13 protein-coding genes are annotated in these 13,322 nt (G+C 45.3%); 5 read left to right on the forward strand and 8 right to left on the reverse strand.

The genetic code is table 11. From position 1 onward, the window contains the following. Positions 1-172 precede the first annotated feature (172 nt). Positions 173-778, forward strand: coding sequence for a hypothetical protein (locus tag A6E01_RS16735; protein ID WP_237334525.1), 606 nt, complete (start codon positions 173-175; stop codon positions 776-778). 43 nt (positions 779-821) lie between these two features. On the opposite strand, the gene A6E01_RS16740 is transcribed toward A6E01_RS16735, so the two are convergent. Continuing rightward, positions 822-1,301 carry a hypothetical protein gene (locus A6E01_RS16740; protein WP_237334526.1) on the reverse strand — a complete coding sequence of 160 codons (480 nt, stop codon included), beginning with the start codon at positions 1,299-1,301 and terminating at the stop codon, positions 822-824. A gap of 44 nt (positions 1,302-1,345) precedes the next feature. Further along, the gene (locus A6E01_RS16745) at positions 1,346-1,867 is read right to left on the reverse strand and encodes a nicotinate-nicotinamide nucleotide adenylyltransferase (protein ID WP_065210767.1); all 522 of its coding nucleotides are present in this window, start codon (positions 1,865-1,867) and stop codon (positions 1,346-1,348) included. Between the two features lie 94 nt (positions 1,868-1,961). On the opposite strand from A6E01_RS16745, the gene nadE reads away from it, so the two are divergent. Then, positions 1,962-2,789 carry an ammonia-dependent NAD(+) synthetase gene (gene nadE, locus A6E01_RS16750; protein WP_065210768.1) on the forward strand — a complete coding sequence of 276 codons (828 nt, stop codon included), beginning with the start codon at positions 1,962-1,964 and terminating at the stop codon, positions 2,787-2,789. Between the two features lie 52 nt (positions 2,790-2,841). Here the strand turns inward: nadE and A6E01_RS16755 are convergent, their stop codons facing one another. Beyond that, positions 2,842-3,678, reverse strand: coding sequence for an MOSC domain-containing protein (locus tag A6E01_RS16755; RefSeq protein ID WP_017029591.1), 837 nt, complete (start codon positions 3,676-3,678; stop codon positions 2,842-2,844). Between the two features lie 154 nt (positions 3,679-3,832). On the opposite strand from A6E01_RS16755, the gene pyrC reads away from it, so the two are divergent. Continuing rightward, positions 3,833-4,864, forward strand: coding sequence for a dihydroorotase (pyrC, locus tag A6E01_RS16760; protein ID WP_065210769.1), 1,032 nt, complete (start codon positions 3,833-3,835; stop codon positions 4,862-4,864). 90 nt (positions 4,865-4,954) lie between these two features. Here pyrC and glpK read toward each other — a convergent pair whose 3' ends face one another. Then, positions 4,955-6,472 carry a glycerol kinase GlpK gene (gene glpK, locus A6E01_RS16765; protein ID WP_065210770.1) on the reverse strand — a complete coding sequence of 506 codons (1,518 nt, stop codon included), beginning with the start codon at positions 6,470-6,472 and terminating at the stop codon, positions 4,955-4,957. 273 nt (positions 6,473-6,745) lie between these two features. Here glpK and glgC point away from each other — a divergent pair, with 273 nt between their 5' ends. Next, positions 6,746-7,963: a glucose-1-phosphate adenylyltransferase gene (gene glgC / locus A6E01_RS16770; RefSeq protein ID WP_065210771.1), complete on the forward strand. Its 1,218-nt coding sequence runs from the start codon at positions 6,746-6,748 to the stop codon at positions 7,961-7,963. 3 nt (positions 7,964-7,966) lie between these two features. Here the strand turns inward: glgC and A6E01_RS16775 are convergent, their stop codons facing one another. Then, positions 7,967-8,320, reverse strand: coding sequence for a DUF3024 domain-containing protein (locus tag A6E01_RS16775; protein WP_017029595.1), 354 nt, complete (start codon positions 8,318-8,320; stop codon positions 7,967-7,969). Positions 8,321-8,468: 148 nt separating this feature from the next. Here A6E01_RS16775 and A6E01_RS16780 point away from each other — a divergent pair, with 148 nt between their 5' ends. Next, positions 8,469-9,293: a phosphate ABC transporter substrate-binding protein gene (locus A6E01_RS16780; protein ID WP_065210772.1), complete on the forward strand. Its 825-nt coding sequence runs from the start codon at positions 8,469-8,471 to the stop codon at positions 9,291-9,293. 86 nt (positions 9,294-9,379) lie between these two features. Here the strand turns inward: A6E01_RS16780 and A6E01_RS16785 are convergent, their stop codons facing one another. The 3 genes from A6E01_RS16785 to A6E01_RS16795 all read right to left on the reverse strand — a co-directional run bounded on the left by A6E01_RS16785 (position 9,380) and on the right by A6E01_RS16795 (position 13,280). Next, positions 9,380-10,066, reverse strand: coding sequence for a MaoC family dehydratase (locus tag A6E01_RS16785; RefSeq protein WP_017032366.1), 687 nt, complete (start codon positions 10,064-10,066; stop codon positions 9,380-9,382). A 156-nt stretch (positions 10,067-10,222) separates the two neighbouring features. Next, positions 10,223-10,903 (reverse strand): class I SAM-dependent methyltransferase, encoded by a 681-nt coding sequence (locus A6E01_RS16790; RefSeq protein ID WP_418368977.1) that lies wholly within the window; start codon positions 10,901-10,903, stop codon positions 10,223-10,225. 16 nt (positions 10,904-10,919) lie between these two features. Then, positions 10,920-13,280, reverse strand: a complete 2,361-nt coding sequence (locus tag A6E01_RS16795) for a Lon protease family protein (protein ID WP_017029598.1) — start codon at positions 13,278-13,280, stop codon at positions 10,920-10,922. Positions 13,281-13,322 lie beyond the last annotated feature (42 nt).

Genomic DNA, 13,322 nt, shown 5'->3' on the forward strand with positions numbered 1-13,322 from the left:
CTCTAAAAATCACGCCGATTTTACGCACTTACGCGACAATTTACAGCTAGATCGTTGATGATTTTGTAAGGTCAGACCATATAACCATACCATCTTGTCTGTTTTATTACTTTATTAGGGCACCAGAAAGCGCTAACCTTATGAAATCCCTGCTCAACAGATGCTGAACGACATGCATTACGCTATACAATTTGAAGATAAACAGTTCGAATACCTGTCTCTTACCTCAAGAAAACCCACCCTAAAGCACCAGCTCATACATGTTGTTGAGGGCTTAGTCAGCGTTAGATTGGGTAAAATTGAATACGCTATCGCAGCCGGTGATACCTTTTGGCTTCCTGCAAACTGCTTGTCTGCTTTGAGCTACTTTCCTAATAGTCGATGCAAGGTGGTCGAGGCGTCACAACGTTTAAGCAAACCTTTTCCGCATCAAGCGGGCTACGTGAAACCCAACACGCTGGTGTTATCACTACTAGAAAAACTGTCTGAGGTATCTAGCCTTTCAGAGCACCAGCAGATTCTGTTGACTGCCTTGCAGTACGAGTTGCTAGAAATGCACCCTAATCTACAAACCACTGCACTAAGCCACAAGCTCAGCCAGTGGGACAGTGCAGGTAAAGATCTCTCCGCTGAATACCAGATGGTTATGAGAATAAAGGAAGCAGAGAAGTTGCGTCTATCCGGTAAAAAAGACGCTGCTATTGCTGAGGCTTTGTTTGCAGGTAACGAGCAAGGCTACAAAATGGCTCGAATGGCTGTGCTGGGCGACACTCTCTAACGAAACTAAAAAGCGCCTTCACAAGGCGCTTTAACAATGGTTCTTAGAATGGTACTTCCACTTGAACATGGAAGACGTCCTCATGACGCTCATGCCATTGATAATCAAGCCTGACACGTGGTTGGTCTTTCTCTCCAATACCCACGCTTAATTGAACACCATGAGTTTTGATCCACTCTTCATAAGACAGTTCGTCATCGTTGGTGGTCATTTCGTGTGGACGAAATACCCCTAACCCGAAGAAGCTTTGATCTACTTGTTGAGTTAGAAGAGGATCATCGACATTGTCCATCATCCAATCAGACCAATACCCTAAGGTTGACGGTTCTTCTTTAATATTCGTAGAAACCAACAAGTCATCCACCAGCTCGTCAACGGTTTCGATTAAGTTCTCGCAAAGGGTAAGCGTTGAGTCGACAAGGACGATAGAACGAGTAGGATCGCGATCAGACACACAGGCCTCAGAAGTTCCTGCCATAAAAGTGCCACATACTAGTGCTAGTGTTGTATGTATACGCGTCACTGCGTTATTAATCCTTGTAAAAAATAGTTTCTGTCATCGCAACGTTAAATATTGCGGTATAACTCCTGATTTTGCAATATTTTGACAACATTTTTACTTGTTAAGTGTTTGATTTCTTGACCTTGTGCAAGCTTTTCACGTATTTCTGTACTACGAATAGCCACTGTTTCCGGACAAGCTAGTACATTCCAACGCTTCATTATTTCGTCCGCTTTATAGAATTTCGCGAAACTGAACAGATTGTCAGGCCCCATCACAAAGGTTAATTCTGCTTGCTGATCCTGTTGCTGTATCGCGCTTAACACCTGAAAAGTGGTGATTCCACCCTGCTCTCTATCTAGCCCTTCTTCTATACGTGACAGGGCGACATTGTTACAGGGAATATCTCCAATGAATGCCTCAATCATGGAACATCGTACTGAATAGTCGAGCATTTGCTTGCCCCATGCATGGGCAATACTTGGCACCAGCAGTACTTGATCAAAATGGGCTAAGCGTTCTATGACACTCAAATGACCAAAGCTTGGTGGATTAAAGGCACTACCAAATACCGCTATTTTTTTCATGATCGCGTTTCTCTAAGGGTTTGGAAATTGAGACAAAGTTGAATTTGCAATATGATACCAAAAGTTGCCTTTCGATATTTAGGACATTTAACTCATGGAACAAGAAATTCGCCAAGAGATGCGCGTACTACCGAGCATCGACGTTGACTTTGAGATTGAACGACGCGTTGACTTTATCAAACGTAAATTGCTGGAATCAGGATGTAAGTCTGTGGTTCTTGGCATCAGCGGTGGCGTAGACTCCACTACCTGTGGTCGCCTAGCCCAACTCGCGGTAGACCAGCTCAATCAAGAAACTGATGACAACTATCAATTTATCGCCGTTCGTTTACCTTACGGCACACAAAGAGATGAAGACGAAGCTCAGCTAGCACTGTCATTCATCAAGCCTACACACTCAGTATCGGTCAACATCGCTGATGGTGTTGATGGGTTGCATGCAGCCACTGGCGTCGCACTGCAAGGAACCGGTTTAATGCCAGAATCGGCTGAGAAGATCGATTTCGTTAAAGGTAACGTGAAAGCGCGCGCTCGCATGATCGCTCAATACCAAATTGCCGGGTATGTTGGCGGCCTAGTATTAGGCACCGACCACTCTGCTGAAAACATTACTGGTTTCTATACTAAATTTGGTGATGGTGCGTGTGACTTGGCACCTTTGTTTGGTTTAAGCAAACGTCAAGTTCGCCAATTAGCCAACACACTGGGCGCACCTGAACTATTAGTAGCTAAAACACCGACCGCTGACCTAGAAGAGCTAGACCCACAAAAAGCAGACGAAGATGCGCTAAGCGTAAGCTACGATGACATCGATAACTTTTTGGAAGGCAAGCCTCTAGCAGAAGATGCAAAACAAACGCTGATTGATATCTATAAACGTACTCAACACAAGCGAGACCCAATCCCGACCATCTACGATTAATAGCAAACGCAATTAAAGACAAAGGCACCGAAAGGTGCCTTTATTGTACCAATCATGCATCAACATCGGGATAGAGCACCGCACTGCGAGTCTCTAATATACGAATCTCATCCCCTACCTCTATAATACCCTCGTTCAAAGCGACGAGGTTCATACCAAAGTAGATTGCACCTTTTTCATCAGCACGAAATCGAGACAAGGTAGCCGTCGGCTCTTTATCTGCCATTTTATCGCCCGTTATCGGGTCGACCGAGGTCAGGACGCATCGCTGACAGGTGGAGCCGACTTGAAATTCAACCTCACCAATCGCAATTCGCTCCCAACCATCTTCGGCAAAGGGTTCTACGCCATCGACGACAATGTTGGTTCTAAACTGGGACATGGTTTGTGGATGCGAGGCACGGCGATTAAGTTCATCCAAAGAACCCTGAGAAATCACCAAAAGCGGATAAGCATCAGCAAAGCTCACTCTTGTGCCTAGTTTTTCTCGGAAACGATTAGACTCTTCACCGCAAAACAGCAGCTGAGCATCCGCACCAATCACCTTGGTAAACCACGCATTGGCTTTTTCTGTGGTGGTATAAGCGAAGAAGCGATCATTCCAAATCTTGCACTCAAATTCATCACGGTCAAAATCGTTAGTGGCAAGGTGGAGATTATTTACGCCAGGGGCACTTAAAACAATACCGTCCGCTAGTAGAGTACTTTTAATGGTAACCATCTTTGGGAACTTGCGAGCTGTCATCATTCTTCCAGCAAGATCGGTAACCACAAAGCGTCGGTCGAAGCTGATCCCTTCTAAGCCAACCCACGCTCTAGACTGCTCGATGCCCGATGTCGATTTCACCGGAAATATATTAATAGCCGATAATTGCGCTTTATCCTTCACTTTATACCCCTAACTGTCTCTTTGTTAATGCAATCTGGTTGCATTTTCGCTATTATGCGCCCGCATTCAAGTAACCGTTTGCGTGGCATAGCCACCTTACCACAACCACGGTTTCTTCTTACACCTTTAGGAATATTTTGGCGGGAGCAAAACGATGACCAACTTAACTATTACACGTCCTGATGACTGGCATGTTCACCTTCGTGATGGCGATGTACTAAAAGATACCGTGCGCGATATTAGCCGCTACAATGGTCGTGCCTTGGTTATGCCAAATACCATTCCACCAACCACCAATACACAGCAAGCTATCGCTTACCAAGCCCGTATCAACGAGCACAACCATAGCGATACCTTCCAACCTTTGATGTCCCTTTACCTAACGGACAACACCAGCAAAGAAGACATCCAAGAAGCAAAAGCATCTGGTCAAGTGGTTGCATGTAAGCTGTACCCTGCAGGCGCAACAACAAACTCAGACTCTGGCGTAACCGACGCGAAGAAGATTTACCCGGTCCTAGAAGAAATGGAGAAACAAGGCCTCCTGCTTCTTATCCATGGTGAGGTAACGGCTCATGATGTTGATATCTTCGACCGTGAAAAAGAGTTCCTAGATACGGTACTAGCGCCTATCGTTAATGACTTCCCTAACCTGAAGATTGTTCTAGAGCACATCACCACCGCGGACGCAGTAGAGTTTGTAAAGAACGCAAACGACAATGTAGCAGCTACGATCACGGCGCATCACTTGATGTACAACCGCAATCACATGTTAGTTGGCGGTATTCGTCCACACTTTTATTGCCTGCCAATCCTAAAGCGCAATACACACCAAAAAGCACTGGTTGAAGCAGCAACAAGCGGCAACAAGAAGTTCTTTATCGGTACTGATTCAGCACCTCACGCTAAAGGCCGTAAAGAAACAGCGTGTGGCTGTGCAGGCTCTTACACTGCGCACGCAGCAGTTGAGCTTTATGCTGAAGTATTTGAAGCTGAAGGTAAGCTTGAGCACCTAGAAGCATTTGCTAGCCACAATGGCCCAGATTTCTACAACTTGCCACGCAACAGCGATACGGTGACCCTAACTAAAACTGAGTGGCCTGTAGCTGAAAGCATGCCGTTTGGTGATGACATCGTTGTGCCAATCAAAGGTGGCGAAATGATGACTTGGAAGGTAGAGGCTTAATCTCCTTCTTTCCTCCTTTCCTACTGATATTAAATAGGGTTGCTTTAACGAGATTAAAGCAACCCTATTTTTTATACCAAGAAGCTAACGTCAATCATCTTCGTTGTGCAGATCGCTCCACATTTGTGCACACTTAATTGCCCGCTTCCAGCCGGCATATCGCTTGGTTCTTTTTTCATCGTCACACACAGGGTTATAACGAGTTTCAATCTTAGATCTCGCCTCAAGTTCAGATAGGTCTTTCCAATACCCTACTGCAAGTCCCGCTAAGAAGGCGGCACCTAACGCCGTTACCTCTGTAATTTGTGGTCTTTGTACCTCACAATCCAAAATATCTGATTGGAACTGCATCAAGAAATTGTTCTTTGAGGCCCCGCCATCGACTCGAAGTTCGTGCATCTTAATATTTGCATCCGCTTGCATCGCCTGAATGACATCAGAGGCTTGATAGGCAATGCTCTCTAACGTAGCCCTAACGATATGCTCGGCGCTGGTACCTCGCGTTAATCCAACCATAGTCCCTCGGGCATAAGGGTCCCAATAGGGTGCACCAAGGCCGGTAAACGCAGGCACCACATAGACTCCTTCAGACGAGTCCACCTTGTTGGCAAAATACTCAGAATCCTTGGATTCGTTTAGCAGTCTTAGTTCATCTCTGAGCCACTGCACCGAAGCGCCTGCCATGAACACAGCCCCTTCCAGCGCATAGCAAGGCTCTCCCTGCGCATTGCATGCGAGTGTGGTAAGCAATCCATGTTTTGAGTTTACCTTGGTTTGCCCCGTATTCATCAACAGGAAACAGCCTGTTCCGTAGGTGTTCTTAGCTTGCCCTGGTTCTACGCTGCAATGACCAAAGAGCGCCGCTTGCTGATCACCGGCTATACCCGCAACCGGGATCTTCAATCCTCCGTCTTCACCAATGCAGGTCTCTCCAAATAGACCAGAAGAGGGTTTAACCTCGGGTAGCATGGACCTAGGAATATCCAGCAACTCCAAAATCTTCTCATCCCACTCAAGGTTGTTGATGTTGAACATCATGGTGCGCGAGGCGTTGGTATGATCGGTGGCATGCACCTTGCCGTGTGTTAGCTTCCACAATAGCCAAGTATCGACGGTCCCAAACAGCAATTTCCCCTTGTCAGCAAGCTCCCTTGCTCCGGGAACATTATCCAGAATCCACTTTATCTTGGTCGCCGAGAAGTAAGGGTCTAGTACCAAGCCTGTGGCTTGCTGTATGTACTCCTCCCAACCTTGTTCTTTATACTTTTCACACATTTGGCTTGTACGACGGCACTGCCACACTATCGCATTATAGACAGGCTTACCCGTCTCTTTATTCCACACTACAGTGGTTTCGCGCTGGTTGGTAATGCCAATCGCTGCTACTTGTTCCGCTTTAATAGAGAGCTTGTCGAGTACATCGATGAGCGTAGATCGCTGTGATGAATAGATTTCCAGCGGATCATGTTCAACCCAACCCGCTTCCGGGTAATACTGAGTGAATTCACGCTGTGAGGTCGCAATGATATTTGCTTGAGCATCAAAGACTACCGCTCTTGAGCTAGTAGTTCCTTGGTCGAGGGCAACAATGTAAGAGCCTGTGGCCATGGGGTTTCCTATCAATACCAAATAGATTAACTATAGATTGTGTAGTTAGGTTGGCACAAAACGAGAATTGTTTGTGTGATTCATATTAGAACTTCATTAACCCAAACCGACCGTTAATTGCACCAAAATTGATCGCATGCACTAAATGGCCATTCATATTGGTGCATTACTTGAATTTCACCAGTCAAAAGCTATAACAAACAAGGGCTTGTAATATGGCTTAGTTATTGCACATTACTAGTACCCCCATAAAAATAACAAGGAAGTGTCGCAATGCAAGATACATTAACCGTCATTTTGGCTGGTGGAATGGGCTCCCGCCTCGCACCGTTGACTCAAGATAGGGCAAAGCCTGCTGTGCCCTTTGGTGGAAAATATCGAATCATCGATTTCACCCTGAGCAACTGTCTGCACTCTGGACTCCGTCGCCTTCTCGTTCTCACCCAATACAAATCTCATTCACTACAAAAACACTTGCGTGATGGATGGTCGATCTTTAACCCTGAGCTAGGTGAATACATCACCGCTGTTCCCCCACAAATGCGTAAGGGAGAAACTTGGTACGAAGGCACCGCTGATGCTATCTATCAAAATCTATGGTTGCTCTCTCGCAGTGAAGCAAAGCATGTTGTCGTGCTGTCCGGCGACCACATCTATCGTATGGACTACAAACCCATGCTGAAACAACATAAAGAAACGGGCGCTGCGCTGACTATCGCGTGTATGGAGGTGCCTGTTGAAGAAGCCAGTGCATTTGGCGTAATGGATACTGCTCCCAACAATCAAATTATCTCCTTTTTAGAAAAGCCATCTGATCCCCCTACTCTGGCTGATGACCCTACTAAAAGTTTGGCTTCGATGGGTATCTATATTTTTAGTATGGATGCACTAGTAGAAGCGCTAGAGGAAGACGCCGCTATTGATACTTCTAGCCACGATTTTGGCCACGATATCATTCCAAAGCTGATTGATACTGAGGGCGTTTATGCACATCGCTTTGGCTGCGAAGAGGGCCGCGTCTCTCAAGATGCGTATTGGAGAGATGTGGGTACTATCGACTCTTTCTATCAAGCCAATATGGATTTACTGGATCCGGTGCCGCCTATCGACCTGTATCAAGACGATTGGGGTATTCGCTCCTACGAGCGTCAACGTCCGCCATCAAGAACCGTACCTTCAGTAACAGGTAATCAAGGCATCTCCATTAACTCTATTGTGGCCAATGGCGTTGTGATTAGCGGTGGTTCCGTTCAGCGTTCTATTCTGTCGTCTAATGTCAAAGTGGGTGACGGTGCGACCATAATTAACAGTATTTTGTTTGATGAAGTAAAAATCGGCGAACACTGTGAATTGCAAAACTGCATTATAGACAAGCACGTTGTTGTACCTGATGGTACAAGGATTGGTTATGACGCAGAGCTCGATAGAGAGCGATTTACTATTTCAGAGCAAGGTATTGTCGTTGTACCCGAGGGCTATCTCTTCGAATAACGATTACCATATCAGGCCTTGGGGATCTTGCTCTACTTCTTCAAATAACTGATGCAGTTGATTCCCAAGACGCTCGATTGATGGGTGGGTATGCCACCCTTCAAACATTTCATATTGGTCTCTATGTGCCACCAAAAGCGTCCATTTCTCATCACGCAGAAGTATTTTCGCTACTAGATATCGATAATCAGCATGTTTAGAATCGAGTTTAAACTGAGAGTGATAAAACTGAATTCCGTTTTCAACCAATTCAAATTCCGCCTTTCCTAGATCGACACTCACACTATGATTGCGTGAATGGCATGCATCAGAGGCAAATTTTACTAATTGGTGCTGCTCTAATTCAGATAACTCCATCTAATACCTCATCTTTTTTTATCCTGATCTTCTAAACTAGTTAATACGGCATGAAGTGATGCAGATTCTCCATTTGTGTCACAGTTCTGTAACACAACCGTCTTACTCTGTTGCGATAGATACAATTATAGTTTGAAGAAGGAAACTTATGTTTAGGGTGATTCTCACGGCACTGATGTGTCTGACACTTGGTACAGTTAAAGCAAATGCAGCACAAATCAACGTTAGCGGTTCAACTTCCGTTGCGCGTGTAATGGATATCTTAGCTGAGAATTTTAATAAGACTCACAGCGATACGTTTATTGCGGTTCAAGGTGTGGGTTCTACGGCAGGTGTTGCGTTGGTGAGAAACGACGTAGCAGAAATCGGTATGAGTTCACGCATGCTAACTGAGCGTGAGTATAAAGATAACCTTATTGTTAAGCAGTTTGCGTACGATGGACTTGCAGTAGTGGTCAATCAGCAAAATGCGGTGCAAAACATCACTCGCGATCAACTTTACAAGATCTACACCGGAAAAATCACCAACTGGAAAGAATTAGGTGGGGACGACAGAGCGATTGCAGTGGTCACTCGCGAGGTATCATCTGGTTCTCGATATGCGTTTGAAGACCAAGTTGGTTTGTCTCGAGTTCTAAATGACCGCCGAGTGTCAACGATTAGCCCGTCTGCACTTGTGGTAAGCACCAATAGCATGATGAAAACACTCATCAGTGACAATCAGCAAGCCATTGGCTTTATTAGCATGGGCTCTATCGATGCCTCTGTTAAGCCCCTCAATTTTGAAGGCGTCGTCCCAAACTCAGTAAACCTACTGAACAAAGAGTACGACCTAGCCCGTCCATTCCTGATCTTCTACCACCAAGATCTTGAAGACAAAACGGCACTGAAGTTCGCTCAATATGTTACTTCAAAAGAAGCGCGTTCAATCATTGAGAATCAAGGTTACACGCCTTATGAAGACCAAGATTAAGAATAAAATTAAACAACGCACATAAACGAAAGAGGCCAAGCTTATAGCTTGGCCTCTTTCTTTAGAATTGTAATCGAACTAAATAACTAGAAGTACAATCGAATCACAGACTCGGCGACACAAGCGGGCCTGCGAACCCCTTCGATCTCAACCTTCAGTTCACGAGTGATTTCCAAACCCTTCTGAATAGGAACCACTTTTACCAAACTACTGCGAGCGCGAATATTGCTACCGACTCGAACTGGGTAAGGGAAGCGAACGCTGTTCATCCCCATATTGACCGTCACTTTCGCTGTAGGGAACAACGGCTTGTCTGGATCGACAGCATCAGATAAACGCGGTAATAGCGCTAAGGTTAAAAAACCATGGGCAATAGTCGTCTTAAATGGTGACTCTTGCTCTGCTCTATCAGGATCAGTGTGAATCCATTGCATGTCTTCAGTCACTTTACCAAACGCATCAACACGCTCTTGGTCAATGCTAAACCACTCGCCAATATGGAGCTCTTCACCAATTTTTGCAGAAAGCTCAATGTACAAAGCCTCCGCTTCCGGCTTCATCTCAATGGTATCTTTAACTGGGTTTTCTACTTCTTCATTGACTGCAGGCTTATGAAAGTCTCTACCCCAAGAGCGGAAAAGGTGCTGTGCGTGCGCACGGTTCACCAACTCACTCCAATATTCTCGAAGTGATGGGGACATCCTATCCATAAACTCCATATGGTGTCTCGTAAGATTGCCACGTTTGTGTTTAAGAATATCAACAACTTTCATGCATGCTCCAGTGAAGCTTTAAATAGCCATAACGCGCCAAGTTTGAACTAAATCACACTTTAACTCAACATGTGATTGTCCACTCAGCAGTAAAATACCAATAAAAACTGCAATTTACCCCTAATTATGCACACCTTTCACCCAGTATTGAAATAATTATGAAACACAACTGATGTAAATGAAACTAGGATTTTTACTTAATCTTTCATAGGTTTCCGGGCTTATATGGGCGATTGCAGGTGAAGGCGTTCCCTCAGAAACCGCTGAGACTAAAAAGCCAGCGGCAAATATAGCGCCAAATAGGTCTTGCAGGCTTCTGCGATAAAAACTCACCTTTACTGGTTCGCCTATGGTGTCCCACTCTTCGCTTATACGCTCAATAGCAAAATAGTTACCACTTGGAGAAGACTCAGAATCATTCATTGGATGATGCGTAGAAAAGAGGAAGCGGCCACCGGGCTTCAACACGCGCTTCACTTCTTTGAACAATGAGGTGAGATCTTCTAGGTAGTGAATGACCAGTGGCGCAATCACCCAATCGTAAATGCTGTCGTCTTCGCTGGGTAACCCCTCACTAAGATCTTGGGCGTAGGCATGAAACGGCGTTGCGTTCGCCTTCGCTAGTTCAACCATCTCTTCAGACAAATCCACACAGGTGACAATGCCACCTCTGGCCTGAATCTCTTTTGCGTGCTCTCCCGAGCCACAGCCTAAATCGAGTATCTTTTGCTGTGGCTTAACCTCCATTAACGCCAAAATAGAAGGTCTTTCCAATAAGGCGTTATAGATATTGTTCTGTACAACGCTCGCATATTGGTCTGCGAACTTGGTATACATAGGGTTGCTCACGGTTTTACTTCCTCAAAGAATTTAACTTGGCCTGCGCAATACCATAAATGGTATCGATAGGATAACTCCCTTCATCCGTAGGAATACCCGCATCCTTGCCAGTAAATAATTTGATGGCTTCAGAGACGTGCTCTATCGCCCAAATATGAAATTCCCCCTTCTCTACTGCTTCGACAATATCAAAGCGCAACATAAGGTTCTGAACATTCGATTTAGGAATAATCACCCCTTGGGCTGAGCTTCTTCCCTTTATCTTACACACATCAAAGAAGCCTTCGATCTTCTCATTAACCCCGCCGATAGGTTGTGCCTCTCCAAACTGATTCATCGAACCAGTAATTGCGATATCTTGACGATTAGCTTGCTTGGAGAACGCCGAAACGACAGCACAGAACTCGGCCATACTGGCGCTATCACCATCAACGCCGCCATAAGATTGCTCAAAGGTGATATTGGTGGTCAGTGGGATCTTGGCCGTCTTACCAAATACGGAAGACAGGTATGCCGTTAAAATCATCACCCCCTTAGAGTGAATACTTCCTCCAAGGTCGACATTACGCTCGATGTCGATAACCTCACCACTACCGTAAGAGGTCGTCGCAGTAATCCGATTTGGCGCACCAAACATGTGATCGCTAGTGCTTAGCACAGATAAGGCATTCACCTGCCCTACCGCTTCACCGTGTGTATGAATGAGTGTCGTGCCATTAACAAAGGTTTCCATTACGCTTTCTTGCAACCGACTGACCCTAGACAGTTGATTTAACAAGGCTTTTTCAACGTGGGTGGCTCGAATAATATTGGCTCTCGCGGATCTTGCTATGTAATTAGCTTCGCGAAGAAGATTGGCAATATTGGCTGAGTGCAATGAGATTTTATTCTGATCGCCTGCTCGTCTTGAGCTGTGTTCAATAATTCGCGCTATGGCTTTTTTATCACAATGCAGCAGCTTGTTATCGTGAACAATGCTCGAAATAAAGCGGGTGTAATGAAGCTCAGAGTCGGTATCACGCTTCATTTCATCTTCGAAATCTGCGGTGACTCTAAATAGCTCAGCAAACTCAGGATCGTAGTGCTGCAACAGCTGATAGGTTCGATAATCCCCAAACAGGATTATTTTCACATCGAGTGGGATTGGCTCAGGGTCAAGAGACACAGCGCCGGTCATGGTCACTTGTTTCTCAAGCGCCGTTAAGCTCAGTTCCCGAGAACGAAGTGCTCGCTTCAGACCATCCCATACATAAGGTTGCTCTAACACCTTAACCGCATCCATAAGCAGGACGCCGCCGTTGGCTTTGTGTAAAGCGCCAGGACGAATAAGTGAGAAGTCCGTAAATACCGTGCCTTTAAAGGTGGCCGTTTCCACATAGCCAAATAACGAGTGATAGTTAGGACTTTCTTCAACAATGATCGGTAGGTCGTCTTGGGGTTGAGAAACCAAGACATTGACCTTATAGCGACGTGGCAGCTTCTTATCTAGTGATGCAGTCGCGATCTCGCCTTGCTCGTTACTCTCTTCAAGAAAGATGTCTACGTTTTCAACAATGTCTGCTTGCAGCTCTGCAAGGTGCTGTTTTACTTCAGGGTGTTTCTTATATTTTGCCTTTAACTCTTTGATAAAGTGACCAATAACATCCAGTGTCACATCAGAGTTTAACTTTTGAATTTTGTCTGAGTATTGCTCTTCCCACTCAGTAAGGTCACGGATGATGTGACGCAGCGAGATCTCAAGGGTATCAATGGTCTTCTCAAAATCTGCCTGGGTTTTCTTATCTAGCTGTTCAAAGGCTTCTTCTGTATATGGTTCTTCACCATCGAGAGCAACGAACTGGTAATCACCTTGAGTGGTAATAGAGAGGCTAATACTCTTCTCTTTTGCTTCTTTGGTTAGATGCTCCAAGGCGCTATTTTGTTTATTGGTTAACTGATTCTTTAGACGGTCAGCTCGGGAAAAATACATCTCGTTATCAAACGCTAATGGGATTGCCTTGAGCAGTTTGGTCATCAACTTCTCAATATCCGCGCGAAGGCTTTGCCCCACTCCACGCGGTAGTTTCAATACCTTAGGCACACGAACATCGTCAAAGTTGGCAACGTAGCACCAATCATAAAGCTCATGAAGATCAAAGGGATGGCGTTTTAGATAACGCAGAATCATGGTGCGCTTACCCAACCCATTACGACCAATGGCGTAAATGTTGTAACCCTTTTCTCTTATAGACATAGCAAACTCAACCGCAGATTGTGCTCGCTCTTGGCCCACTATCTCATCAATAGGTGGGATATCTTTAGTGGATTTACATGCGAATGCGTCGAGATTAGCCTCTCGATAAAGCTCTTTAGACGATAGAGAAGATGTAGCCATAGTCACCTCAATGTGAAAAATGGTGAATACAGAGATGGATTT

It is taken from the genome of Vibrio breoganii (assembly GCF_001677275.1).
GTDB classification, from domain to species: Bacteria; Pseudomonadota; Gammaproteobacteria; order Enterobacterales; family Vibrionaceae; genus Vibrio; species Vibrio breoganii.